The organism is Collinsella ihumii (assembly GCF_900046475.1).
Classification (GTDB): Bacteria; Actinomycetota; Coriobacteriia; order Coriobacteriales; family Coriobacteriaceae; genus Collinsella; species Collinsella ihumii.
In genome coordinates, this window is record NZ_FCOU01000003.1 from 498615 (window position 1) to 523152 (window position 24538).

Genomic DNA, 24538 nt, shown 5'->3' on the forward strand with positions numbered 1-24538 from the left:
AACCATGCAGCCACGTGCGGCGCGGGGAAGCGGTCGCCGCGCTGTGCGCGATGGCGGCGTGTGCCAAGGTTCTTGAGCTTGATCGAATATGGTGCGCGGCGCTTGGGCGCCGCGCGTTTTTTGTAAAGGGGGCGGGAAATGCGGAGCTTGTTGCTGGAGACGGATTGGAACGAGGAGTGGATGAGGCGGCAGAAGCTGCGTCGGACTCCCGACGACCCGGCGCAATGGGATGCCCGCGCCCGGCACTTCCGTCCTCGGGAGACGCATCCGTATGCCCAAGATTTCCTCGCGCTCGCAGACATCCGCCCGCAGGAGTCCGTGCTCGACATGGGGTGCGGCGCCGGATCGCTCGCCATCCCGCTGGCGCGGGCGGGGCACAACGTCGTTGCCGCCGATTTCTCCTCACGGATGCTCGAGACGCTGCAGGAGGGCATCCACTACTACGGGGGCCTCGACGGTCGCATCGATACGCTGCAGCTAGCCTGGGATGACGATTGGCAGGCCGCGGGGATCGCTCCCCAATCCGTCGATGTCGCCATCGCCAGCCGCTCCATCGCGACCCGCGACCTCAAGGCCGCGCTCACCAAGCTCACCGTCACGGCGCGCCGACGCTGCTGCATCACGTTGATCGCAGGCGCCAGCCCGCATCTCGATGAGCACATCATGCGCGCCATCGGTGCGTCGGTCACCCGGAGTACCGACTACATCTACGCCTTCAACATCCTCGTCGGCATGGGGCTCAGGCCCGAAGTGAGCTACATCGACTCACCTCGGCGCGACACGTTCGATTCGCTCGAAGACGGTGTCGCCGACTTCGCGCGCATGCTTGAAGACGGCAACGAGCATCGTGTCGACGAGCTCCGCTCCTATCTCGCCCAGCATATGGTCGACAACCCCCATGCCGGGGAACCGGGCTCAAAGGGCAGGCCGCAGGGCCGCTACATGCTCGACCACGAGCGCATCACGCGGTGGGCCTTCATTGCCTGGAGCACCGGCGAACCGGAGCCTCCCGAGCTGCACCCATGAGGGTATCGCCCGGCCGGAATGCACGGAATCGGTCCGTGAGCATGCGGCTTGAATCGATCAGCGGTTTTCCAGATCGAGCTCGAACGTCTTACCGTCCGTACAGGTAATTTTGAGCTGAGAGCCGTCGAGCGCCACATCCGACGCGGTGCCCGACTCCTCGGCGATCTGCACGGGCACCGAGCCGTCGGCGTCGACATAGGCGCAAACCGAATAGGAACCGTCCAGGTTGGCCACAGCGTAGATCGTTCCGTTGTACACGGCCAGGCCGACAGGGGTGCCCAAGATATCGAACAGCGAAACGAACGAGTCGGGGGCATCGGTCGAGCTGCGCACCACGCGCATGACGCCGTCGTCAAACGAGCGCACCGCGTACACCGTACGGCCGCATGCGATTGAAGCCGAGCCCAGGTCGTCTGCATCGATCGTCGCCGCCTGATTCTCGGCCGCAAGCGGCATCGACTCCACGGCATCGCGTGCGTCGGGTGCGAGCAGCGCGCCCATGATGGCCCGTATGAGCACGAATGCGAGGACGAGGGCCAGCGCCGCACCGATGCCGACGGCAGCGAAGGTGAGCGCACGAGGGCTGCGGCCCTGCGCACGCGCGCCCGCGGCACGAGGTCGCCGCGTCCCGGCAGCGGAGGCCCGCAGCGCGTCCTCCTCGCCCGGCCTGACGTGCGCCGCACGCTTGGCCGCCTCGGCGGCGTTGATCGGCGCATGGACGCCGGTCGGACGGCGGCGGGCAGGGCGCGGAGAATCAGCCATGATATGCTCCTCGATCGTTGGGTCCGCACCTCGACAGTACGGCGCTCGGACAATTCGGTACAGTATACCGACAACGCGCCGGTCCTTCCCCTATCGGGCTGCAACGGCGCGCCGCTCAGGCGCATTCCCCGTGAAAACGCGACAAAAATGGGCTGAGAGCTGGCATTTGTCGCAGGAGTGCTATATCGTGTACCAGCGCGCATCGGCGCATGATATCCGCGTGGTGCCCCTCACCACGTTCATTCGATAGGTTCTGTAGAAAGAGAGCACCGCTCATGGCACTTACCGGCAAGCAGGTCCGCCAGCTCCGCAGCCTGGCCCACCACCTCAATCCCGAGATCTACATCGGTCGCGGCGACATCAACGAAGGCCTCATCGAGCAGACCGAGGAGAGCCTCGAGGCGCACGAGCTCATCAAGTGCGCCGTTCAGGACGGCTCCGGCCTCACGGCACGCGAGGCTGCCTCCATCCTCGCCGGGGAAACGGGCTCCGACGTGGTCCAGATCATCGGACACCGCTTCTCGCTGTATCGCGCAAGCTCCCGCAAGGACATCGACAAGATCGAGCTCGCATAACATCTTCCGCAAGGACGGGTCATAGGGGGACGGGTTCATTGCAACCCATGGCGGCGCATCGCCATGGGTTGCAATGAACCCGTCCCCATATGATCTGATCAGTGTTTCCCTAAATCATCGCGACGCGCTGCTGGCGATTGATGATGCGCTCGTACATCTCGCGCGTCTCCTCCTCAGGGAAATCCTGCAGCTCATGTTGCAGAAAGTGCAGATGCCCGTTGTAGAGCTCCACGATCTCGCGCCGCCGCCCGCACCGATCGTACACGGTCATGGCACGGCGGATCACATCCTCGCGCGTCGGGGCCTGCTTGAGCGCGGCCTCGACCAGCCAGGAGGCGCACGAGTTGTTCTCGATCTGCAGCGCCTTGTCGATGCCGGCCACCATGCAGTCGATGAACTTCGTGAGGAACACGCGGCGCATCTCGACGAAATACGTGGGATCGCCGCAGTCGGGCACATAGAGCGGACCTCGGTAGAGTTGCTCGATCTTCAGGCACGTCTCGATCACCTGCTGCGCAGAAGAGGCCTCGCTGCCGACGAGCACCGCGCGGGCCAGCGCATCGAACTGCCGCACATCGGAGTAGACGAACTCCGCGTTGAACGCCACGCCATCGCCTTGCGTGAGCACGTACTGAGGGCCGCCCGCCTGCTGCTTCACGGCCGCTCGCAGCGAGGACAGCGTCACATAGAGGCTCTCCCGGCCGTGCGAGTAGTCCGCGTCCGGCCACAGCTCGTCGATGATCGTGCGGCGGCTGACGAACGACCCCATCGCAAGCACCAGATGCGCGGCGAGCGCACCGGATTTCTTGCGGCGCCAGAGCACGTCGGTGAGCGTATGGCCGTTGCGCTCCGCATGGAATCCCCCGAACAGGTTGATGACGACCTCGCCGGTCTCGGGAATCCGCCCGCCATCGATCACCTCGAACGCCGCCTCGCTCGGCACGCTGCGCGCCGTCGCGGGCCGCGCGGATTGGGAGACCTCCCGCGGAAGCAGATGGCGCAGCGACTCGGCACGGCTCCCCATCAGCGCCATCGCATGACGGGCCGTGGGCCAGAAGCGCTCGTGGCGCATCTCGTCCTTGTGGCGGGAATACCACGCCGACAGCTCCGAATCGAACTGGGCAGCCGACAGGTGCAGCGCCACGGCCCACGCCTCGGTGGTGCCGCACTCGTCTTGAGACAGATCGATGACCTCGGCCTCCTCGCGAATCTTGATGCGCGACGTGTGGCGCAGGTATGACGTGCGCTCCAGCATCGTGCCCCAGGAGCGCAAGAACACCTGGCCCGCGTCGGCGAGCTTCAGCACCTGCTGTCCACGGAAATGCGCGTTGATCGCCTGGCCGACCGCCAACGACTGCCAGCCCTCGGCAGCAAGGCAGAACAGCTGCGTCATCAGATCGGACTCGCGCACCGCCATCGTCCCCGCCTCCGCGAAGCAGCGCTCGTCGACCAGCGGCTCGCCATCGTAGAGGCGCGCGATGTTGGCGGCCAACCGGATGCGCACGGCGACGGGAACGAGGTGCCGCGCCGTCAGGACCTTGATGCCCTGCTCCAGGCGCTCGAGCTCATGCGGCTCGACGCCCCGACCGTGCAGGGCGGCATCCATGCAACGGTCCGCCTGCAGGAAAAGCAGCGGGATGTTGACCTCGTTGTCGCATTTCACCGCGCGCATCAGGCGCTCCGCGCGATCCCATGCAGGCGCCCCGGCGCCGCCGATCAATTCACGGTAAATCTCCGCATGCTCCTTCAGCAGCAACGCGTCCTCTGTTGGCTCGTGAGTATTCGCCCCGCCCAGATCCGGCAGCGCGGTCCCGTTCACGCTCCCCCAGGCATCCGCCAGCATGACAGTGCTCCCCCACGTCTGCGCGTCCACGTCCTGCACGATGCGCTCCGGACGTTTGCGCAGCTCGGCTGCCGCATTGCGCGCCATGCGGTAGTCGCCGAGCGTCAACGCCGACGCATAGGCGCCGAGCAGCGCCCCCGTCGTCATGTCGCGCCCGATCAGGCGCTCCGGCGTCGACAGCACGCGCTGCACGAACTGCGCGTGCCCCGCCAGGGCGAACTGGACGGGAAACTGCCCGACGAGCGACAGCGTGCCCTTCTCGTCGAGCACGAGCTCCGCCAGCGCCACAGCCGCATCGACCCTGCCCGTCTTCATGAGCATCCGGGCGGCGCGCGAGGCGAAGGTCGGACGCCGCTCGGCGATCTCGCGCCGCAGGTCATCGTACTCGGAGGTTCCCTTCCCCAGGCACGAGAACGTGCGCCGCGAGCCGTCCAGGCCGAACATCGGGTAGTCGCGCGCCAGGCGCTCCATGGTCTCGCGATGGATCTTCACCCCGCACCGCTCGAAGTCCCCCACCGTGCCGCCGCCGAGCAGCAGCATCATGCAGGCGGGGCGGTATAGCGCGTCGCGCTCGCGACGCAGCTCCTTCAGGACCTTACGGTACAGCGCACAGATCGCCTGCTCGAGCAGCGCGCCGCCGTAGGAGCGATCCGTTGAGAACTGCAGCATCGTGACGAGAGACGGGATGCCCCCGGTCAGCTCGTAGACGTCGAGCGACCGCGAAATCGAATAGAGCCGAGCCCACTCGGAGTATTCGCGCGGCTGCACCGTAAGGTCCCGAGAGGAGATGAGGCATGCGCCGGGGAGCGCCTCAGGCAAGCCGCGGTTTCCAGGTGTGCACACCAGCAGCAGCTCGTATCCCTGACGCATCAGCTCATTGAGGCGGTCGATGACGGCGTCCTCACCGTGCCGATCGACTTTGGGCATGTCGTCGATGGCGACAAGGGGCCTGAGCGTCGACGGGGTGCGCAAGGCGAGCTCGCCCAGGCGCTCCACAAGGCGCTCGGTATCAAGGCGCCCCGCATCGATCAGATGCGTCTCCCGCCGTACCGCATCGTTTTGCGCATGGGAGACGCACTGCAGCAGAACCGCGGTCCTGCCGAATCCCGGCGGCGCACACAGGATCGCCGCCCCCGACTCCCCCAGCTTCATCATGATCTGATCGACCAGACGCCGCCGCTTGATGATGAGCCCCGAGCACGCGGCATGCGCCTCGCGCTCGCACGCGCCGTCGTCGATTGCCTGCTCGTTGATCCGCTCTTCCTGTTCGTGTGCCATGGTTCCTCCCAACGTGATTCAAATGACGATGCGCTTATCTTCTTTTGCTCATCTTCATTCATATCTTGTTTTGTTGTAGATATACCATAGCACTCTGTTCGAATAGTGCAATATCTTTTATTGATTTCTTTCGAGCATATTTCAGAATTCCGAAAGATGTGGTGCCGGTAACAAAAAGCGCCCCGAACCACCGTGGTTCGGGGCGCTGTGCAATCGCTGGGCGAAACGCAGCGTTAGGCGAGCTCACCGCACTTGGAGAGGGCCTCCTCGTCGGCGACGAGGACCGTGTTGGTGTGAAGCTGCAGGATGGATGCCGGGCAGCTCGGGGTAATCGGGCCGAAGCACATATCGTGCACGGCCTGGGCCTTCTTCTCACCGTTGGCGGCAACGAGGATCATCTTGGCGTTCATGATGGTCTGCACGCCCATGGAGAACGCCTGGCGCGGCACCTCGTCGATGCTGTCGAACAGACGGCTGTTCGCCTCGATGGTCGACTCGGTCAGGTCGACCAGATGCGTGCCCCTGGAGAAGTGGTCGTCGGGCTCGTTGAAGCCGATGTGGCCGTTGTTGCCGATACCGAGCAGCTGGAGGTCGGGATACCCGGCAGCAGCCACGGCCGCGTCGTACGCAGCGCAGGCGGCCTCGTAGTCCTCGGCCATGCCATCGGGCACGAAGGTCTTCGACTTATCGATGTTCACGTGATCGAACAGGTTGGTGTCCATGAAGTAGCGGTAGCTCTGCGGATGGTCTCCGGCGAGGCCGCGATACTCGTCCAGGTTGTAGGAGGACACCTGGGAGAAGTCGAGATCGCCCTTCTTGTACCACTCGACCAGCTGCTGGTAGGCGCCGATCGGGGTGGAGCCGGTCGCAAGGCCCAGCACGCAATTCGGCTTGAGGATGATCTGCGCAGAGATGATATTCGCCACTTTGCGGCTCATATCGTTATAGTCGTGCGCGCGTACGATGGTAATCATGCAGGGCCCTTTCTCTCGATCCCCTATTGCTCGATCCCCCGCCATCCGGAAGACCGACTGAACACAACCCTACCGCTCCCGTGCGGTGATCAACGTGTCGAGCTCCTTGACGGTATCACCCACGTTGCCCCGGATGCTCGAGAATTCGACGGAGTTGCAGATCAAGATGGGAGCGGTCACGTCGTACCCCTCGCGCTCGATCGCCTCGCGGTCGAACTCGATCAGGACGTCGCCCTTTCTGACGGACTGCCCCACCTGAGCCTTGACGTTGAAGTACTTTCCATCGAGTTTGACGGTGTCCAACCCAACATGGATCAGCACGTCGAGCCCTTCATCGGTGTGCAGGGCGAGCGCATGACCCGTGGGGAAAATGGCTTCGATTTTTGAATCGGACGGAGCGACGACCTTGTTTCCGGTCGGCTCGATAGCAACGCCTTGGCCCAAAAGGCCAGCTGCAAACGTCTGATCATTAACCTCGGATAATGGGATTACCTTACCCGCTAGAGGCGAAAGGAGCACATTATTCCGCTTTCGCAAGCCAAATGACTTGAGAAACTCGCTGAACATGATCCCCCTGTTCAACACAATCCAGAGAGCTACTGAGTTATTAACATAATCCTACCGCAAAGGGCAATCCCCGCACAGAGCATTTTGTCCATTTCGGAATCGCATGAAGGCATACGGCGCCCCGTACCTGCACTGCGCTGACGGCGGGCACAAAAACAGGGCCTGCCGAAAACGGCAGGCCCTGTCCTGTGAATGCAAATCCAAAAAGCTTAGCGCTTGGAGAACTGCGGAGCGCGACGGGCCTTCTTGAGGCCGTACTTCTTGCGCTCGACGACGCGCGCATCGCGGGTAAGGAAACCGGCGCGCTTGAGGTCGGCACGATAGTCGCCAGCCTTCAGCAGAGCGCGGGCGATGCCCAGGCGCAGAGCACCGGACTGACCGGTGATGCCGCCGCCGTCGCACAGGGCGATGACGTCGAAGCTACCGGCGGTGTCGGTGACCTTGAAGGGAGCGAGAGCGTTCTCGACCAGCTGCTTGCGGCCGAAATACTCAGCAGCGTCACGCTTGTTGATGGTCACCTTGCCGGTGCCAGGGACGATGCGGACGCGGGCAACGGCGTTCTTGCGACGGCCGGTGCCGTAGTAAACAACGGTGTTCTCAGCCATCTTTAGCCCTCCAGCTCAATCTTCGTGGGGTTCTGTGCAGCATGCGGATGCTCGGGGCCGGCGTAGACCTTGAGCTTCTTCAGCTGCTCACGGCCGAGAGTGGTCTTGGGCAGCATGCCGCGGACGGCGCGCTCGATGACCTGCTCGGGGTGCTTCTCCATAGCCTGGCGGAAGCTCTCAGCCTTGAGGCCGCCATTGTAGCCGCTGTGACGGTAGTAGACCTTCTGGTTGGCCTTGTTGCCGGTAAGCTGGACCTTATCGGCGTTGATGACAACCACGAAGTCACCGCAGTCAGAGTTCGGGGTGAACTGAGGCTTGTTCTTGCCGCGCAGGATCATGGCGATCTGAGTGGCAAGACGGCCCAGGACAGCACCCTCGGCATCGACGAGGACCCAGTTGCGAGCAACCTCGCCCTGCTTGAAGTAGTGAGTCGACTTCTGAATCACTTGACTCCTCCATGTACAGTACGTGTCTTAACAGAGATTCACGGGGCTCTGCAAATGACTGAAGAATTATAGCGCGCCCAGATGCGGGGTCAATGCGCGTTTTGCCGTCGCGCAGAGTTTCTGCACATGTTCATCGCATGGTTCGATGAGGTTCGGCAGGGCCATGCGGCGCCCAAGCCGCTCCCCCGGACGTTCACAAGCGGTCCAGCTTGCGAGCGCGCCGGCTCACTTGAGGAACGACACGATCTCGTCAAGGCGGCGCGCCGCCTCCTGCCTGCCCTGGATATACAGGTCGAGCAGCTTGGCGGTGTCGTGCTCGATATGCCCCACCTCGACCGGACGGGGCGGGGTGAGGACGAGCGCGCGTCCCTCCTTCTCGTAGGCCCAGATATGCTCGCGCTGCTCGTTGTAGCGCTCATGCCTGCTCTCGATAGCGTCGAGCAGATACGGATACTCCCCATAGCGCGCACGGGCGGCCGCCATCATCTCATACGGCCCCTTTTTGTATGCGCGATGCTGCGTGAGCACGACCACCGCGCGATCGTAGCCCGCGTCCTCGAGAACGTGCTCGATGGGCACCGAATCGGCCACGCCGCCGTCGAGGTACAGATGGCCGTCGATCTCGACCGGCTGCGTCATAAGCGGAAGCGACGTGGTGGCGCGCACAACGTCGATGTCGAGCACGGCGTTTTTAACCTCCAGGTACGCCGCCGTCCCGAAGACGATGTCGGTCGCGACCGCCACCAGCGGCATCGGGTTCTTCAGGTAGGCCTCGTTGTCGAACGGGTCCAAACGGTCCTGCACATCGTTCAGCATGAAGTCGTAGCCGATGAAGCTGCCGCTGCGCGCGAAGGACTTGGCGCCCATGTAGCGCTCATCGTTGCAAAATGCCAGGTTGACGCGGTTGGGACGACCGATCTGGCGGGATTTGTAGCTCAATCCGTTCAGGACGCCCGCGCTCACGCCATAGCAGGCATCGGGCTGGACGTTGTGCTCCATCAGCACGTCGAGAACGCCCGCCGTGAACTGCCCGCGGAAGCTGCCGCCTTCGAGGATGATCGCCGTCTTGCCCGCGTTTGCCGCCCGCTGATCCATTCCGCGCGCCCCTTTTCCATATATGTCGCCGTTCGTTTCCCCTCTTCTACCCACAAACCGGGTACCCAACGCGTATCAGACCAACCCGCCCACGCATCCGCCCCGCACGCGCGCCCCATGCATAAGAATCCCGATGCGTGGTAGAATACGTAGTCCACGAGCCCGTGCGGCCGTGCGTTATTTGAAAAGGTCGAGCGGTTCTTGCCGCCCACGACCTCCCGTTGAGGGGGCGACTGGTTTCGACACGATAGCTCTGAGAGAGGAAGCAGGCCGTGGTCTCCTCGCCACGTTAAACAGGGGTACCGTCAAAATGAATTGACAAGAATTCTTCTTACGAGCCCCAGCTGGCTCTTGCTGCTTAATTAATTAGCGGCACGTCGCGCTCGGGAGGTTCCCCGGCCCGGGCCCGATGTCATTTGAGGGGAACGCTCCCGCGCACGTAATCGGTATGGCGCGGGCTAAGATCGAACCGGTTAGGACGCCGCGAGCGTGTCGCTGCGCGCAACGCGTCCGAATCTAAACCAGCGACTGAGCCTGGAGATGCCGATCAGGGGGCTTTCGTGGACCGGAGTTCGATTCTCCGCGCCTCCACCAAACGCGAACTGGGCTTTTACCTGTTTCAGCAGGTAGAAGCCCATTTTTTGTGTATTGGACTACCGAACACGTGTATTAGATTTTGGCGAATTCGGACAGTTTTTAGACCGTCTTGGTAACTTTTGGCGAGCGAAAAACGGCGCCCTACCTGCCCCGTTCCTCATCGCGGATGTCGCCCATGGCGAATATCACTCCGTCGATGGGTTGAAACGAACCCGTCCCCACATATGTTCATCGGACTGTCAATAGGCAATATTCCGCCGGCCCCCGGGTAGCTGGCCCGGGGGCCGGCTTCCCCCACCCCCGCCGGCGGGCCGCGGGCGTGTCCTCGAACCGGGGCCCGGCGGCCCCGGGGAACCTCGGACGCCCAACGCGTTCCACTCACAGAATCGCGGATGCCGGGGAGGGCCCCGGCCCGCAGTACGGCTCTCTTCGGTGCGGGCAGTGTCGCAGCCCCCGCCTCGCGGCGGGGAGTCAACGGACGCGCATGGCCCGGCGGCGGGCTGCCGCGGGGCCGCGCATGGGGACGGACGCGAGTTGCCCCGCGCGCCGCGGGCCCGGCCGGCGGAGGGGACGGCCCTATCTCGCGCCGCGCGCTAGGCGGCGGCGAGCTCGCGCTGCACCTGCAGGCCTATCGCCCAGATCCAGCGCGCCATCTCGCTCACGACCGCCACCCTGGCGACGTTGGCGTGCTTGCCGGCGCCCCTGAGGCGCTCGTAGCGCCGCCGGAGCCGCTCGTTGGCGGCTGCGGCCATCTCCTCGACCGCGGGGGACACCTCGTGGCCCGGGCGCACGCGCTTCGGGCGCCCGTTCCGGCGCGGCATCGAGGCCGCGCCCTCGACGAGCGCGCGGCGCAGGCGCGAGCTGCCCTCCTTGGTGATCGGGCCCCGGCGGTCGGCCTCGCCGCTGGAGCTCTCCGAGGCGGTGCACCCGATCCAGCGGGAGACGGCCCTGCCGCTGCGGAACCGCGAGAAGTCCCCGAACTCGGCGCACGCGAGGAAGGCGGTCTGCACGTCGACGCCCTTGAGGCGGACGAGCGCGTCCACGTAGGGCCTCCACCTGGGGCGCCCGGCCTCCTCGGCCACCGCCGCCGCGAGCCCGGCGACCTCGCGCTCGAGGAGCTCGACCGCGGCGAACTCCATCTCGAGCGCCCTGTTCGACAGGGCGTCGCCCAGGTCGCGCGACAGCGCCCACCTGCGCCACTCCCGCGTCCACGTCTTCCTCAGGTTGCCGGAGGGCGTCCTCTCGCACCAGGCGAACCCGTGCTTGAGCAGCAGCATGCTCACGCGCTGCCTGGCGGAGCGGACGTCCCGGGCGGCCGCGTCGGCGGCCCGGGCGAGGTCGCGGGCGCCCTCGGTCTGCGGGTCGGGGACCCACACGTAGGAGACGTCGCTGGCGGGGTTGCACATCTCGCGCAGCACGACGGCGGCGTCGCGCCTGTCGTTCTTGTGGCGCCTGTCCCTCGGGGAGCGCGGCATAGTGGAGACGGCGACCACGCCGCAGGCGACGCCGGCCCCCTCCAGGAACCGGCTCAGCCAGAAGCCCGTGCAGCCGGACTCGTACGCGCACCTCACCGGCTGGGGGAGCCCCCTCAGCCACTCGAGCAGGGCGCGCTCGAAGCCCTCCCCGCGGAACGTGCCCGACCAGCACTCGCCTGTGTCGGGCCTCAGCGCCCTGCAGGACACGCTGCGCGCGTGCACGTCCATGCCGACCTGGGTGGTATACTCGCTCATCGGGAAGCCCCCTTCTCTCTGTGGCCCTGGCGGCCGCCTTGCTGACACGAGACGATGCTAACCCACGCTCCGAGCGACGGGGCTTCCCCCTCGGCCAGGGGCGGCTGCGACCTGGTCACCCGATGAACATATCGTCAACCAACCCATTTGCAGGCAGCTAAAGATGCATATTTGCCGCCTGAACACTGAACAATTTCGGTCAACGAACATGTTTATTCGGCGAACGGTCACTGTGGGTATACTGCTCGCAACAGCCAAAACACCATCGATTACCTGCGCTTTTCATTGCAGGCGGCAATTCTTGGGGCACTTAACCGCTTCTTCACACACGTGAAGAATGGCTCACAAATCTTGAAACACGCTTGCCGCACACGCTATCGTCCCACTCGCATCTTGTCTAACCCTCACCTAGGAGGTTTACACGCATGAACGCACAGAACGCACAGCTCGCCGGTGCCCTGGTCGGTCTCGGCGCTACCATTACCCAGGCCATGGACGAGATCGAGGACTTCGTCCCCTGCGGCCACCCCGCCACCGTCGTCATCGACGGGCTTTCCTCCCTGAACGACCGCCTGACCGATGACCAGCGCAACGACCAGGTGACCACCGTGACCGGCCTCATCGACCACGTGAGCGAGAAGCGCGGCGTGCCTGCCCACCCCGTGATCGACGTGACGGAGCTCGGCAGCATCAAGACCCAGCTTCTGGGCGAGCTGCACGACATCGCCTGCACCGTCAAGCCCAAGACCAACACGCACCAGGGCGTCAACGCCTGGATCTACCGCTCTCTTGCCGCCATCGAGAGCACCGGCAACCTCGAGGCCGCCGCGCGCATGGCCGAGGTCCGCTCCATCAAGGCCGCCGTCGAGACGCTCTAGGGCGGTTCCCTACCTCCACGGCACAAAGACAGCTTGCGTCAGAAGCGGCAGCGTCACCCCGACGCTGCCGCTTCTTGCTATGGCACCTTGTAGTGCATATCGGGGACGCACCTGTTGCGTGCATGCATGCACGCAACAGGTACGTCCCCGATATGCACGCGCGCATGTTTACCCATGCCGCCCACGCGGCATGCGAGCACCCTTCCCTGCTCCGCTCAGCACACGGCTCACCCCGATCAGGCTGTTCCTATACAGGGGCAGCAGCGCCTCGCGCAGCCACGCGCGCTCGCGGACAGGTCCCAGCCTCCTCGGACAGGGTCCCGGACGGCATCTCCTGGCCCGGGCCGGTTGAACGCAAAAGGCGGCACCGGAAAACCCCGGTGCCGCCCTATCAGCGATGAGAGCCCGGCAAACGCGCCGAACCGCGAGACCCATCAGGAAAGGCTCTTGCGCAGCAGCTCGTTGAACAGCTTGGGGTTGCCCTGGCCGCGGCTCGCCTTCATGCACTGGCCCACCAAGAAGCCGAGCACCTTCTGGTTGCCGTCGCGGTACTGCTGTGCCTGGTCGGCGCAGCGCGCGAGCACCTCGTCGACGATCGGCTGCAGCGCGCCGGCGTCGCTCACCTGGCGCATGCCGCGCTCGTCCACGATCTTCTCGGGGTCCTCGCCGGACTCGGCCATGAGCCCGAAGACCTCGTGCGCCTGGTTGGAGCTGATGGCGTCCTCCGCAAGCAGATTGGCGAGCGAGGCGATCTGCGCCGGGGCGATGCCGCTCTCGGCCAGGCCGGCGCCCGTGCCCTTGAGGTAGGCCGCGAGCTCGTTCACGATCAGGTTCGCCACGGCCTGCGCCGGCTTGCCCGACAGGCCCGCGGCGGCCGCCTCGAAGAAGCCGGCCGTCTCGGGATCGCCGGCGATCTGCTCGGCGTCGGCGCGCTTGATGCCGAAATCGGCCTCGTAGCGGTCGCGCTTGGCATCGGGGAGCTCGGGGATCTCGGCGCGGCAGTGCTCGATGAACTCGTCGGACAGGTCGAACGGCGCCAGGTCGGGGTCGGGGAACAGGCGGTAGTCGTCGGCGGTCTCCTTGACGCGCATCACCACCGTGCGCTTGCGGCCCGGCTCCCAATGGCGCGTCTCCTGGTAGATGATACCGCCCTCCTCGAGCACCTCGGCCTGGCGGCAGATCTCGTAGGCGAGGCCGTCGTGCAGGGCCTTGAAGGAGTTCAAGTTCTTGAGCTCCGTCTTGGTCCCGAGCTTGGTCTCGCCGCGGCGACGCAGCGAAACGTTACCGTCGCAGCGCATGGAGCCGTGCTCCATGGAGCAGTCGGAAATGCCCAGCGTAAGGAAGATGCGGCGCAGCTTCTCCATGAACAGGCGCGCCTCCTCGGGCGTGCGCAGGTCGGGCTCGGTCACGAGCTCGATGAGCGGCGTGCCGCAGCGGTTGTAGTCGATGAGGCTCTCGCTTGCCGCTGCGATACGGCCCTCCTCGCCGCCCACGTGCACCATCTTCGCCGCGTCCTCTTCCATATGAATGCGCAGGATGCGGATGGGCACGGTGTAGGAGCCGTCCTCATGGCGCTCGGGCAGCGCGAGGTTGGCGGTGTCGTAGCCGCTCATGGCGGACAGCGCGCCGCCGGACGACTCGCCGCCCTCGCGCATCTGGGCCGCCATGGCGGTCGAGAGGCCCTCGGCGTTCGCGCTCGCGCTCGCGAGGCTCAAGCCCTCAGCCTCGCCGAACGCGCACGCGGGGCGCTCGGCGGCGCCGCGGCCGGACACCTCGAGATCGAGGCGCCCGTGCATGGCGAAGGCGACCGGACCCTGCGTGGTCTGGAAGTTCTTGGCCATGTCGGGATAGAAGTAGTGCTTGCGATAGAACATCGAGCGCTTCTGAATCTGGCAGTTGGTGGCAAGCCCCGCCTTCACGATGCTCTCGATGGCCTTCTTGTTCGGCACGGGCAGGGCACCCGGCAGGCCCAGGCACACCGGGCACACGTTGGCGTTCGGCTCGTCATCATGGGAGAGCTTGCAGTTGCAGAACATCTTGGTATCGAGCGTCGTGAGCTCGGTGTGGATCTCCAGGCCGATGACGGCCTCCCAATCCTTGAGGACCTCGGAGAGCTCCCTCATGCCAGCTCACCCCCCTTCCCGGCGAAATCGGGCGCAACGGAGAGCGCCGGCTCGCCCGTCTGACCATCGGCAAAGCCGCGCTCGAGCGCCGCGGCGAACATGAGCAGGGTGCGGTCCTTGAACGCCGGGCCCACGAGCTGCGCCGCGACCGGCAGCCTCGAGGTTGCCCCCAGCCCCAAGGGCACAGACACGCCGCCGTTGCCGGCGATGTTGATGGATATGGTGTACAGGTCCGACAGATACATCTGCGTGGGATCGGAGATCTCGCCGTGCTTCCACGCGGTGCGCGGGGAGGACGGCATCAAGATGACGTCGCACGCCTCGTAGGCGGCGGCATAGTCGGCCGTGATGAGCGTGCGGGCCTTCTGCGCCGCGTAGTAGTACTTGTCGTACACGCCGCTCGACAGCAGGTAGGCGCCCAGCAGCTGACGGCGCTTGGCCTCTGCGCCAAAGCCGCGGGCACGCGAGCGCGAGCTCTGCGTATCGAGGTTGGGGCAGGCGGGCTCCTGGTAGCCGTAGCGGATGCCGTCGAAGCGCGCGAGGTTGGAGAACGCCTCAGCAGGGCCGATGACGTAGTAGGCGGCGATGGCGGCATCGAGATGCGGCAGGTCGACCTCGACCAGCTTGGCCCCTTGCGCCTCGAGGGCACGCGCAGCCCCCTCGACGGCGCTGCGGACCTCGTCAGTCAGGCCCTCGGCCTCCATGAACGCGGGGATGATGCCCACGCGACGGCCCTCGACCCCATCGTGCAGATGCTCGCAGAAGTCGACCGCGCAGTCCTGGCTCGTCCCGTCGTACGGGTCGCGGCCCGCGCCCACCAGCGCATTCATGGCGAGCGCCACGTCCTCGACCGTGCGGCCGAAGGGTCCCACCTGGTCGAGCGAGCTTCCGAAGGCGACCACGCCGTAGCGCGAGACGGCGCCGTAGGTCGGCTTCATGCCCACCCCGCCGCACCTGTCCCTTATACCCCTCTAGATGTGTATAAGAGACAGGTCCCAGCCTCCTCGGACAGGGTCCCGGACGGCATCTCCGGGCCCGGGCCGGTTGAACGCAAAAGGCGGCACCGGAAAACCCCGGTGCCGCCCTGACGAGCCGCCCGGGATGCGCTCGACACCCCAGGGGTTGTTCGTGGGGTGAAACGCCGAGCTCTCCGTCGAGGAGCCGAACGCGAACTCGTCCATGTTGGCCTTGCCCACCGGCACGCACCCGGCATCGAGCATGCGCTGCACGCACGTTGCCGTGTACACGCTCTCGTACCCCTCCAGCATGTGCGAGGCGCAGGTGGTGCGCGTGCCGACCAGGTTCATATTGTCCTTGATGGCGAACGGCACGCCCGCGAGCGGCGGCAGGGCGTCGCCTGCGGCGCGCGCCGCGTCGATACGGTCGGCGGCGGCAAGCGCAAGCTCGGGCGTCACCTGCAAAAACGCCTGCACCGCCCCGTCACGAGCCTGAATGGCATCGAGCGAGGCCTCGGCCACCTCGCGCGCGGAGAACTCGCCCGCGGCGATGCCCGCGGCGATGCGCGCGGCAGACAGGGTATCGAAACTCGTCGGCATCAGCGCTCACCCCCCTCTCCCAGAATCGAAGGCACGCGGAAGAAACGGTCATGCGTGCTCGCCGCGTTCTCGAGCGCCACATCAAGCGGCAGATCGCGCTGCCCCAGCTCCGCGTCCTCGCGCATGACGTTGGCGAGGTCGCCGATGGGATGGAACGTGGGCTCGATATCCGGCAGATCGTACTCGAGCACCGGTGCGAGCATGTCCACCGCGTCGTTGAGGTACGCGGTCATCTGCTCGAGTTCATCGCCCTCGAGGGCGATGCGCGCGTACTCGGCGATACCGCGCACGTCGTCTTTGCTGAGCGCCATGGGCACTCCTATCTTCGTAGCTGTAGTCGAACGTCCACCATTATACGCAAGCAGGGCGCTCCACCGTGATGGAGCGCCCTGTGTAACACGATTGTTCGGCACCGATGACCGACAAGTCCTGCCGCAAACAGCCTACGGGAGCACCTTCAGAAGGGCCTCCTTGGTCTCCTCCTCGTTGCCGCCCACGATCAGGACATCGATGAGGTCGCCCTTGTTGGCGTTCAGCCCGAGCAACTCCATCAGGTCGCGACCGGAGGCCGTCTTGCCGTTGAAGGTGATCTGGACGTCGCTCGAGCACTTGTTCAGCGTGTACGCGACATCGGCGACCGGACGAGCGTGCAGACCCTCTTCTGCCTCGATAAGATGCTGGAACTTGATCATGGCGATACCTCCTGCTTCAAAAAGCTCAATACGGGCATGCAGCCCTTCGTCCACTATACGCCAACTGTCAGCAGCTCGGCGCAGCAATTGGAGACGGGGTCGTTTTGACCAACTGAACGGCTCCGCCGCGCAGCCCCGCAACACGACTCGGATCGACAGTACGGATAGGTAACACCACCCTGCCGAGAGTACGCTATGGCAACGTTTTTCGCTCGAAAACGTTCCTATAGCGCAAGTCAACGGGACGGTGTTCCCATAGCGTACCGTCGATCGCCCGTCCACGGCATCCCGCGACGCCGCGCCCGGCCAGAAGCCCGTGATCGGCGTCTTTCTAACGAACGACCTTGACCACGGCCGCGCCGGCGGAAACGGTCGACTCGGGCTCGGCGGTAAGCTGGACGTCGGCGAACTCCGCGGTGTTGGACACGGCGAGCACGACGCAATCCGGATGCCCCGCCTCGGCGATGTCGGCCTTCGTCATCTTGATGACGGGCTGCCCGGCCTTGACGGTGTCGCCCTGCTTGACATAGCCGGTGAAGCCCTTGCCGTTCATGTCGACGGTATCGACGCCGATGTGGACGAGCGCCTCGATGCCGTCGGCACCCGTGATGCCGATAGCATGGCCCATGGTGACGGTCACCGTGCCGGAGATGGGCGCGTAGACGATCTCCTCATCGGGCCAGATGGCGCAGCCCTTGCCCACGACCTCGCCCGCGAACACGGGATCGGGCACATCGGTCATCTTGATGACGCGGCCGACGACCGGCGCGCACAGCACGTCGGCCGCCTCCTCGGCGGAGACGGCGGCAGGCGCCGCAGGGGCCGCCGGGGCCTCAGGCTTCTTCTTGAACATGTCGAACAGACCCATATGGATCCCTCCTTTTCCTCACAAGATGCGTGGTCTCACGCGACGTTCCACATTGCCATACTTTACACAACTAAATTAGATGCAGATGCGAAAAAGCGTTCCAAAGGCCGTCATCATCCACCCGAGTGGTCACGAAGTCGGCCGCGGCGCGGGCCTCCTCGCCGCCGCTGCCCATGCACACGCTCGTGGCACATGCCTCGAACATGGGGATGTCGACCTTCGCGTCCCCCATGGCGACGGTATCGGCCATGTCGGCACCCAGGGCCTCGACGGCCACGCGAACGGCGCGCGCCTTGTCGATATCCTTCACGCCCATGTCGCCGAACAGGGCGGTCTCTCCGGCCCCTCCCCAGGTACCCACCTTCATATCGGGAAAATCGCGCACCGCGTCGAGGTAGTCCTGATAGCCGGAGAGGATGAAGCTCACCTTGTTCACGTCGTCGCGATAGAGCTCACCGCCGTAGATCACACCGTGCATGACGTCGTCGGTCTCGAGGGCATCGGCGTTCCCCACGCCCTTGCGGCCCGCGTACAGGCGCAGCATGGGGCGGGCCGCCTCGCGGAAGTTCTCGCTTGCGAACAGCCCGTTGTTCGACTCGAGGTAGAACTCGAGCCCGCGCGCGTGGCACCAGTCGACGATACGCCGGCACTGCTCGGCAGTCACGTTCTCGTGCATGACCACGCGGTCGTTCACCTCGACATAGGCGCCGTTGCCGCCGATCATGCCGTCGAATCCGATCTCGACGAGCTCGGGCGGGTTCTCGGCCTTGCTACGACCGGTGCACATGAGCACCTTGTGGCCGTTTGCGCGCGCCTGGCGGATGGCCCGCTTGGCCGAGTCGGGAATCACGTTCTCATACGTGGTGATCGTGCCGTCGACATCGAGGAAGACGACCTTGCTGTCGGACATGAGCGTCCTTTCTCATCCGTTCGTTTTTTGGCTCCTTGGGCGGTGGGGCCGCAGGCGGCGGCCCCACTCGCATGCACCTCGACGCTAAAGGGCGGGCTACTCGAGCCCCTCGGCGCCGTTGGACTTCATGATCTTCTGATATGCGAAGAAGCTGTCCTTGCGGATGCGCTCGTAGGTGCCCGTGCCGTCGTCGTGCTTGTCGACGTAGATGAACCCGTAGCGCTTGCGCATCTCGCCGGTGCCGGCCGACACCAGATCGATGGGGCCCCACCAGGTGTAGCCGATGAGGTCGACGCCGTCATCGACGGCCTCCCCCATGGCGCGCACGTGCTTCTTCAGGTACTCGATGCGGTAGTCGTCGTGGACGCGCTTCTCGCCGTCCTCGACCACGACCTCGTCGCGCGCGCCCATGCCGTTCTCCACCACCATCAGCGGAATCTGGTAGCGATCGTAGATCTCGTTCAGCGCGTAGCGCAGGCCGTCCGGGTCGATCTGCCAGCCCCATTCGGTGGACTCGAGGTAGGGGTTCACGCCGCCGAAGGCCATGTTGCCCGAGGTCCGCTCGACATCATGGGTGCCCACGATGTTGGACATGTAGTAACTGAAGGTGTAGAAGTCCACCTTGCCCGCCGCGATGTCGTCCAGGTCGCCGTCGGCGATGGCGAGCTCGACGCCGTGCTCGCGCCAGTAGCGACGCGCGTAGCTCGGGTAGGCTCCGCGCACCTGGACATCGGAGCAGTACCAGTTCATCTCGCGCATGTTGGCCTGGTTCAGCAGGATGTCCTTGGGATCGCAGGTCGCGGGGTAAGACAGGATGAAGCAGTCCATGTTGCCCATCTTGAACTGCGGATACTTCTCGTGCGCCAGGCGCACCACGCGACCACTCGCCACGAACTGATGGTGCAGGGCCTGGAAGCGCTGCTGAGCGGTGGTCTTGGCCTCGGACGCCGGCCCCTCGAACCCGCGGATCATGCTCGTCTCGAACAGGTTGCCCATGTCCGTGGCGCCGCAGTTGATCTCGTTGAAGGTGAGCCAGTAGGTGACCTTGTCCTTATAGCGCTCGAAGACGGTGGCGCAGTAGCGCTCGTAGATCTCGATGAGCTCGCGGCCCTCCCAGCCGTTGTACTTCTCCACCAGCGCATAGGGCATCTCGTAGTGCGAAAGCGTCACGAGCGGCTCGATACCGTGCTTTTTGCACTCGTCGAAGACCCGGTCGTAGAAGGCGAGGCCCGTCTCGTTGGGTTCGTCCTCCATGCCGGTCGGGAAGATGCGGCTCCAGGAGATGGACATGCGGAACATGGTGAAGCCCATCTCGGCGAACAGGGCGATGTCCTCGGCATAGCGATGGTAGAAGTCGATGCCGTCATGGTTGGGATACAGCAGGTCGGGCTTGATGTCGATCGTGATCTCGCGCGGGCGCTCGTAGCTGCCGCCCGTGAAGTGATCGTCTACCGAGGGTCCGCGCCCGTCGACGTTCCATGCGCCCTCGAACTGGTTGGCAGCAGTTGCACCGCCCCAGAAGAAACCCTCAGGGAATGTTACCGCCATTCTTCCTATCTCCCTTCATCAGGATATGTACGAAGATGAACGACGCCGGGTCAAAGCATCGAAGGCGCAAAGCGCCCGAGCATGCGCGTCAAGAGACGACGCGGCCGGGGAAGCACCGATTACTTGCTTTCGCGCCGGGCGTGCCCGCAGGCGCCCGCCACGAGGGCACCCGGCGCGGAACGAATTGGTCGGTGTTTCCCGAGACGAACCCGTGCATCTGGTTCCAACTATGCCAGACCGCGGGCGCGCGCAGGCGCGGCGACGCGCGGTTGGACACTTCTTTTCAATCGTCCGAACGGCTGATTGAAACATCTTGATACCAATCGGCCACAGGATCTCGGAATGCGGCCGCCACCCTCGAAGACGGATGACGGCCGCATGCATCAAAAAGCGCTATGCCTGCTCAGGCTTATAGGTCGCAAACTCGATGGCGAACGCCACGACCGCAGAGGCGAGCGAGGCCACGATCGCCCAGATCATGTAGGTCGCACCGATCGTGGAGCTGGGGTCGGTAGGCAGGTAGGAAAGCCAGTTGAAGACACCCAGGCCGCCGGACATGAACAGCACGGCACCGGACAGGCCGATGATAAGGCCGCCCACGGCGGAGCCGATGCACGCCACGACGAAGGCTTCTTCTGGGGCAGGGCGATGCCGTAGATGGCGGGCTCGGTGACACCGAAGAAGAACGCGGAGATCATCGCGGGCAGCGCGAGCTCGCGGAAGTTCTCGTCCTTGTTCTTGAGGTACATGGCGAACAGGACCACGCCCAGCGCGAAGGAGTGACCGATCATGCAGGCGAGAATGTAGTCGTGACCGAGGGTGGTGAGGTTCACGATGCCCAGCGGCACGAGCGACCAGTGGAAGCCGAAGATGACGAGCACCTGCCAGGTGAGGCCCACGATGGCGCCGGCGACAAGCGGGCTGAAGTCGCGCACGGCGATGAGCTTGGAGGCGAAGGTGGCCACGGGGCCGATGAGCAAAAGGCCAACGGGGATGCACACAAGCAGCGTCAGGCACGGCACGAAGAACAACTTCACCAGGTCAGGCACGATGCGGCTGAACAGCTTCTCGCACTTGCTCGCGAAATAGGTCACGAAGATGACCGGGATCACCGTGGCGGTGTAGTCCATCGACACGAAGGGGATCCCGAAGAAGTCGACATACACCGGAGAGGCGAACATCGTCCCCTCGAACAGCGTGTACAGCGGCTCTCCCGCAGCCTCCAACGTGGAGTTCTGGATGCCCGGATAGCACATGATGGCACCGATCACGAGGCCGAGCATCGGCTTCATGCCGAACTTCTTGGCCGCCGTGTACCCCAAGAACATGGGCAGGAAGTTGAACAGGCCGTCGCCGATGGCGTTCAACAGCAAATAGCCGCCGCAGGTGTCCGGATAGACCCCCAGCGCCATGAACAGCGTGTTGAATCCCTTGATCATGCCGCAGGCGGCCATGATGCCCAAGATGGGCTGGAAGATATCCGAGATGACGTCGATGAAGCGGTCGAGCGGCTTTTGCGGCGCGGCGGGCTCATCGTCTGCGGGCGCTGCGTCGGCCGAGAGCCCCGCCAACGACGCATTCTGCCGGACAAACGGCCTTGGCGGCTTCTCGTGCGCGCTCCGCGACAACCCCCGAATCGAGAGTACGCTATAGGCACGCCACCTCATCCACGGTACGCCATAGGCACGTTTTTCGCCCAAAAGTGTGCCTATACCGCACTGTCAACAGGGCGGCGTGCCTATAGCGTACTCTCGATTCGGGGCGGCGCGCCGCGGGCTCTGCAAATCGGGGACGTACCTGTTGCGTGCATGTATGCACGCAACAGGTACGTCCCCGATTTGCACGGGCTCCCCCTCGGCAAAATGGCGCGTGCGCGGCTGCGCACGCGCCCCGATCCGTAACGCCCGGCCGCGCTGTGGAGCGGACCGGTTACGCCAGATCCTCACCGTTGGTGGCGATGACCTTCTTGTACCATCCGAAGCTCTTCTTCCTGCGGCGCTCAAGCGTGCCGTTGCCCGCATCGTCGCGGTCCACGTAGATGAAGCCGTAGCGCTTGGACATCTCGCCGGTCGACGCGGAGACCAAATCGATCGGGCCCCACGTGGTGTAGCCCAGCATCTCGACGCCGTCCTCGGTGATGGCGTCGCGCATGGCCTCGATGTGGCGACGCAGGAAGTCGATACGGTAGTCGTCGTCGATCGAGCCGTCGGCATTCGGCTCGTCCTTGGCGCCCAGGCCGTTTTCCACCACGAACAGCGGCTTCTGGTACCGGTCGTACAGGTCGTTGATGGTGATGCGGAAGCCCAGCGGGTCGATGCCCCAGCCCCACTCGCTCTTCTCGATATAGGGGTTCACCACGCCCTCGAACGCGTTGCCCGCGCCCGTCTCGGCACCCTCCTGCGGCTCGGCGGCAGCGCAGCGGGTGTTGTAGTAGCTGAACGAGATGAAGTCCACGGTGTTCTCGGCCAGAATCTTCTCGTCTTCGGCGGTCATGCCCACATCGATGCCGCGGCGCTCCAGGAACTTCTTGGCGTAGGCCGGGTAGTACCCACGGCTCTGCACGTCCACGAAGAAGTAGTTCTCCTGGTTGCTCTCCTGCGCACGGCGCACGTCGGCGGGCTTGCAGCTGTAGGGGTAGCAGGTGCCGGCGGCGAGCATGCAGCCGACCATCATGTCGGGATCGATCTCGTGCGCGATCTTGGTCGCCCAGGCGCTTGCCACGAGCTCGTTGTGGGCAGCCAGGTACTCGACGGCCTCGCGGTCCTCGCCCTCCTCGAACACCAGGCCCGCGCCCATGAACGGCAGATGGAGGATCATGTTGATCTCGTTGAAGGTGAGCCAGTACCTCACCAGCCCCTTGTAGCGCGTGAAGAGCACCGTCACGAGGTTCTTGTAGAAGTCGATGAGCCTGCGGTTGCGCCAGCCGCCGTACTCCTTGATGAGGTGGACGGGGCAGTCGAAATGCGTGATGGTCACAAGCGGCTCGATGCCGTGCTTTTTGCACTCGCGGAACAGGTCCTCGTAAAACGCCAGGCCCTCCTCGTTGGGCTCGGCATCGTCGCCGTTCGGGAAGATGCGGCTCCAGCCGATGGACAAACGATAGGTCTTGAAGCCCATCTCGGCGAACAGCGCGATGTCCTCCTTGTAGTGGTGGTACATGTCGATGGCCTGCTGCGCCGGGTAATAATAGCCGTCCTCGAAGTCGAGCATCTTGCGCTCGCCGGCCATGACCGCCCAGCGCGCCTCACCGTGTGGGATCACGTCGACGTTGGCCAGGCCGCGACCACCCTCGTTGTACGCACCCTCGCACTGGTTGGCAGCGGTCGCGCCGCCCCACAGAAATCCGTTCGGAAAACCCATATACGCCTCCTTATCGTTACGTCGTTGGATCCAGTATGCCCCCACAGCCGCCCAACGAGGTGCCGCACACGCCGATGCGATACTTCTTTTCAGTGCATAGGTAAAGGTTATAGGCGTGTATGATACATTTTGATACATGACGCACCGAGGCAGGCACGTATGGGATGGGTTGAAACGAACCCGTCCCCAAATAACCCATCACAGGAAGGATGACCATGGATCTGCAGCGACGCGTGCGCGACGCGCGCGACCTCACCCCCGTCGACCAGCAGATCGCCCGCACCGCACTGGCCATGGGCGACCGCCTACGCGCGGCCTCCATCAAAGAGTTCGCACGGGCCGCCAGCGTATCCATCGCGAGCGTGCACCGCTTCTGCAAAAAGGTCGGGTTGGAGGGCTTCAAGGACCTCAAAGTCGAGCTCGTCCGCGCCCAGACCGCCCGCGACCGCGACGGTGCCGACGTAGACTTCAACTTCCCCTTCGGCCCAGGTGAGCAGGCGGCGTGCATCGTGCCCCACATGCGCTCCTTGTACGGGGCGACCCTGCGCGACACCTGCGATGTGCTCGACACGAGCGAGCTGGAGCGAGCAGCCGAGGTACTGGGCCGGGCGCAGCGCGTCGGCATCTACACGCAATCGCACAACCTCTACCCGGCGCGCATGTTTCGCGACCGCCTGCTGTCCATCGGGCGCGACGCGTTTTGCGATGAAAGCTTTGAGCAGCAGTTCCGCCGGGCACTCGCCGCCAATGAGCACGATGCCGCTGTGGTCATCTCCTACTCCGGGCTCTCGCCGGACCTGGGGAAACGCCTGGGCATCTTGGCCGAGCGGCAGGTACCCGTTGTGTTCATCGGCACCCCGGCGGCAAAGCTGAGCCATCCCGGACTCGCCGCGTATCTGCTGGTGAGCGATCGCGAGCACTTGCAGGACCGCATCACGCAGTTCGCAAGCCATATTTCGGTACAGTTCGTGCTCGACGCCTTGTTCAGCTGCGTGTTTGCTGCCCACTACGAAATGAGCGAGGTCTTCCTCAGAGGCTCGCTTCCCTACACGCGTCTCAACCCCACGCCCGCGATGCGCTAGCCTGCAAGAAAGGGTGCGTCCCC

General features: G+C 64.6%; 20 protein-coding genes, 1 other RNA gene and 1 pseudogene. 5 read left to right on the plus strand and 17 right to left on the minus strand.

Annotated features, from left to right (window positions below; all coding sequences use genetic code 11):
- Nucleotides 1-138: 138 nt before the first annotated feature.
- On the plus strand, nt 139-1026 hold the full coding sequence (locus tag BN3789_RS03420; RefSeq protein WP_066829944.1) for a class I SAM-dependent methyltransferase: 888 nt from the start codon (nt 139-141) through the stop codon (nt 1024-1026).
- A 57-nt stretch (nt 1027-1083) separates the two neighbouring features.
- Here the strand turns inward: BN3789_RS03420 and BN3789_RS03425 are convergent, their stop codons facing one another.
- The gene (locus tag BN3789_RS03425; protein ID WP_066829947.1) at nt 1084-1788 is read right to left on the minus strand and encodes a hypothetical protein; all 705 of its coding nucleotides are present in this window, start codon (nt 1786-1788) and stop codon (nt 1084-1086) included.
- A gap of 275 nt (nt 1789-2063) precedes the next feature.
- On the opposite strand from BN3789_RS03425, the gene BN3789_RS03430 reads away from it, so the two are divergent.
- Complete coding sequence (locus BN3789_RS03430; protein ID WP_066829950.1) at nt 2064-2363, plus strand: YhbY family RNA-binding protein; 300 nt, start codon at nt 2064-2066, stop codon at nt 2361-2363.
- A 109-nt stretch (nt 2364-2472) separates the two neighbouring features.
- Here BN3789_RS03430 and BN3789_RS03435 read toward each other — a convergent pair whose 3' ends face one another.
- From BN3789_RS03435 to BN3789_RS03460, 6 genes are all read right to left on the minus strand, one after another.
- Nucleotides 2473-5484 carry an AfsR/SARP family transcriptional regulator gene (locus BN3789_RS03435; RefSeq protein ID WP_066829953.1) on the minus strand — a complete coding sequence of 1004 codons (3012 nt, stop codon included), beginning with the start codon at nt 5482-5484 and terminating at the stop codon, nt 2473-2475.
- Nucleotides 5485-5717: 233 nt separating this feature from the next.
- The gene (gene nagB, locus BN3789_RS03440) at nt 5718-6458 is read right to left on the minus strand and encodes a glucosamine-6-phosphate deaminase (RefSeq protein WP_066829960.1); all 741 of its coding nucleotides are present in this window, start codon (nt 6456-6458) and stop codon (nt 5718-5720) included.
- Nucleotides 6459-6527: 69 nt separating this feature from the next.
- Nucleotides 6528-7025 carry a PTS sugar transporter subunit IIA gene (locus BN3789_RS03445; protein ID WP_066829963.1) on the minus strand — a complete coding sequence of 166 codons (498 nt, stop codon included), beginning with the start codon at nt 7023-7025 and terminating at the stop codon, nt 6528-6530.
- A gap of 209 nt (nt 7026-7234) precedes the next feature.
- Nucleotides 7235-7630, minus strand: coding sequence for a 30S ribosomal protein S9 (gene rpsI / locus BN3789_RS03450; protein ID WP_066829966.1), 396 nt, complete (start codon nt 7628-7630; stop codon nt 7235-7237).
- Between the two features lie 2 nt (nt 7631-7632).
- Nucleotides 7633-8076 (minus strand): 50S ribosomal protein L13, encoded by a 444-nt coding sequence (gene rplM, locus BN3789_RS03455; protein ID WP_066829974.1) that lies wholly within the window; start codon nt 8074-8076, stop codon nt 7633-7635.
- A gap of 225 nt (nt 8077-8301) precedes the next feature.
- A complete protein-coding gene (locus tag BN3789_RS03460) occupies nt 8302-9171 on the minus strand; it encodes a patatin-like phospholipase family protein (RefSeq protein ID WP_066829976.1) in 870 nt (289 codons plus the stop codon).
- Nucleotides 9172-9396: 225 nt separating this feature from the next.
- On the opposite strand from BN3789_RS03460, the gene ssrA reads away from it, so the two are divergent.
- Nucleotides 9397-9765: a transfer-messenger RNA gene (gene ssrA, locus BN3789_RS03465) on the plus strand.
- A 596-nt stretch (nt 9766-10361) separates the two neighbouring features.
- Here ssrA and BN3789_RS03470 read toward each other — a convergent pair.
- Nucleotides 10362-11498 (minus strand): IS110 family RNA-guided transposase, encoded by a 1137-nt coding sequence (locus BN3789_RS03470; protein ID WP_066829978.1) that lies wholly within the window; start codon nt 11496-11498, stop codon nt 10362-10364.
- A gap of 425 nt (nt 11499-11923) precedes the next feature.
- Between BN3789_RS03470 and BN3789_RS03475 the strand changes: the two genes are divergently transcribed.
- Complete coding sequence (locus BN3789_RS03475) at nt 11924-12376, plus strand: hypothetical protein (protein WP_066829980.1); 453 nt, start codon at nt 11924-11926, stop codon at nt 12374-12376.
- 434 nt (nt 12377-12810) lie between these two features.
- Here the strand turns inward: BN3789_RS03475 and gatB are convergent, their stop codons facing one another.
- The 9 genes and pseudogenes from gatB to BN3789_RS03520 all read right to left on the minus strand — a co-directional run bounded on the left by gatB (nt 12811) and on the right by BN3789_RS03520 (nt 23433).
- Nucleotides 12811-14499, minus strand: coding sequence for an Asp-tRNA(Asn)/Glu-tRNA(Gln) amidotransferase subunit GatB (gatB, locus tag BN3789_RS03480; protein ID WP_066829985.1), 1689 nt, complete (start codon nt 14497-14499; stop codon nt 12811-12813).
- Nucleotides 14496-16055, minus strand: a pseudogene (locus BN3789_RS03485) (amidase family protein). The gene gatB and the pseudogene BN3789_RS03485 overlap by 4 nt, the downstream one beginning before the upstream one ends.
- Complete coding sequence (gene gatC / locus BN3789_RS03490) at nt 16055-16366, minus strand: Asp-tRNA(Asn)/Glu-tRNA(Gln) amidotransferase subunit GatC (RefSeq protein WP_066829986.1); 312 nt, start codon at nt 16364-16366, stop codon at nt 16055-16057. Before gatC ends, BN3789_RS03485 begins: the two are co-directional and overlap by 1 nt.
- Nucleotides 16367-16498: 132 nt before the next feature.
- The gene (locus BN3789_RS03495; protein ID WP_066829989.1) at nt 16499-16747 is read right to left on the minus strand and encodes an HPr family phosphocarrier protein; all 249 of its coding nucleotides are present in this window, start codon (nt 16745-16747) and stop codon (nt 16499-16501) included.
- Nucleotides 16748-17078: 331 nt separating this feature from the next.
- A complete protein-coding gene (locus tag BN3789_RS03500; RefSeq protein WP_066829992.1) occupies nt 17079-17615 on the minus strand; it encodes a PTS sugar transporter subunit IIA in 537 nt (178 codons plus the stop codon).
- Nucleotides 17616-17685: 70 nt separating this feature from the next.
- Nucleotides 17686-18525, minus strand: coding sequence for a Cof-type HAD-IIB family hydrolase (locus BN3789_RS03505; protein ID WP_066829996.1), 840 nt, complete (start codon nt 18523-18525; stop codon nt 17686-17688).
- Between the two features lie 96 nt (nt 18526-18621).
- Nucleotides 18622-20073 carry a glycoside hydrolase family 1 protein gene (locus BN3789_RS03510; RefSeq protein WP_066829997.1) on the minus strand — a complete coding sequence of 484 codons (1452 nt, stop codon included), beginning with the start codon at nt 20071-20073 and terminating at the stop codon, nt 18622-18624.
- 476 nt (nt 20074-20549) lie between these two features.
- On the minus strand, nt 20550-21644 hold the full coding sequence (locus tag BN3789_RS03515; RefSeq protein WP_066829998.1) for a PTS transporter subunit EIIC: 1095 nt from the start codon (nt 21642-21644) through the stop codon (nt 20550-20552).
- 358 nt (nt 21645-22002) lie between these two features.
- Nucleotides 22003-23433, minus strand: a complete 1431-nt coding sequence (locus tag BN3789_RS03520; protein ID WP_066830001.1) for a 6-phospho-beta-glucosidase — start codon at nt 23431-23433, stop codon at nt 22003-22005.
- Between the two features lie 215 nt (nt 23434-23648).
- Between BN3789_RS03520 and BN3789_RS03525 the strand changes: the two genes are divergently transcribed.
- Complete coding sequence (locus BN3789_RS03525) at nt 23649-24515, plus strand: MurR/RpiR family transcriptional regulator (protein ID WP_066830003.1); 867 nt, start codon at nt 23649-23651, stop codon at nt 24513-24515.
- The last annotated feature ends 23 nt before the right edge of the window (nt 24516-24538 follow it).

Coding starts and splice junctions, on each gene's coding strand:
- BN3789_RS03470 (WP_066829978.1), bottom strand. CDS start 11,498: ATGAGCGAGTATACCACCCAGGTCGGCATGGACGTGCACGCGCGCAGC.
- BN3789_RS03425 (WP_066829947.1), bottom strand. CDS start 1,788: ATGGCTGATTCTCCGCGCCCTGCCCGCCGCCGTCCGACCGGCGTCCAT.
- BN3789_RS03525 (WP_066830003.1), top strand. CDS start 23,649: ATGGATCTGCAGCGACGCGTGCGCGACGCGCGCGACCTCACCCCCGTC.
- gatB (WP_066829985.1), bottom strand. CDS start 14,499: ATGAGGGAGCTCTCCGAGGTCCTCAAGGATTGGGAGGCCGTCATCGGC.
- nagB (WP_066829960.1), bottom strand. CDS start 6,458: ATGATTACCATCGTACGCGCGCACGACTATAACGATATGAGCCGCAAA.
- BN3789_RS03495 (WP_066829989.1), bottom strand. CDS start 16,747: ATGATCAAGTTCCAGCATCTTATCGAGGCAGAAGAGGGTCTGCACGCT.
- rpsI (WP_066829966.1), bottom strand. CDS start 7,630: ATGGCTGAGAACACCGTTGTTTACTACGGCACCGGCCGTCGCAAGAAC.
- BN3789_RS03435 (WP_066829953.1), bottom strand. CDS start 5,484: ATGGCACACGAACAGGAAGAGCGGATCAACGAGCAGGCAATCGACGAC.
- BN3789_RS03520 (WP_066830001.1), bottom strand. CDS start 23,433: ATGGGTTTTCCGAACGGATTTCTGTGGGGCGGCGCGACCGCTGCCAAC.
- gatC (WP_066829986.1), bottom strand. CDS start 16,366: ATGGCGCTCAGCAAAGACGACGTGCGCGGTATCGCCGAGTACGCGCGC.
- BN3789_RS03505 (WP_066829996.1), bottom strand. CDS start 18,525: ATGTCCGACAGCAAGGTCGTCTTCCTCGATGTCGACGGCACGATCACC.
- BN3789_RS03445 (WP_066829963.1), bottom strand. CDS start 7,025: ATGTTCAGCGAGTTTCTCAAGTCATTTGGCTTGCGAAAGCGGAATAAT.
- BN3789_RS03510 (WP_066829997.1), bottom strand. CDS start 20,073: ATGGCGGTAACATTCCCTGAGGGTTTCTTCTGGGGCGGTGCAACTGCT.
- BN3789_RS03475 (WP_066829980.1), top strand. CDS start 11,924: ATGAACGCACAGAACGCACAGCTCGCCGGTGCCCTGGTCGGTCTCGGC.
- BN3789_RS03420 (WP_066829944.1), top strand. CDS start 139: ATGCGGAGCTTGTTGCTGGAGACGGATTGGAACGAGGAGTGGATGAGG.
- BN3789_RS03500 (WP_066829992.1), bottom strand. CDS start 17,615: ATGGGTCTGTTCGACATGTTCAAGAAGAAGCCTGAGGCCCCGGCGGCC.
- BN3789_RS03430 (WP_066829950.1), top strand. CDS start 2,064: ATGGCACTTACCGGCAAGCAGGTCCGCCAGCTCCGCAGCCTGGCCCAC.
- BN3789_RS03460 (WP_066829976.1), bottom strand. CDS start 9,171: ATGGATCAGCGGGCGGCAAACGCGGGCAAGACGGCGATCATCCTCGAA.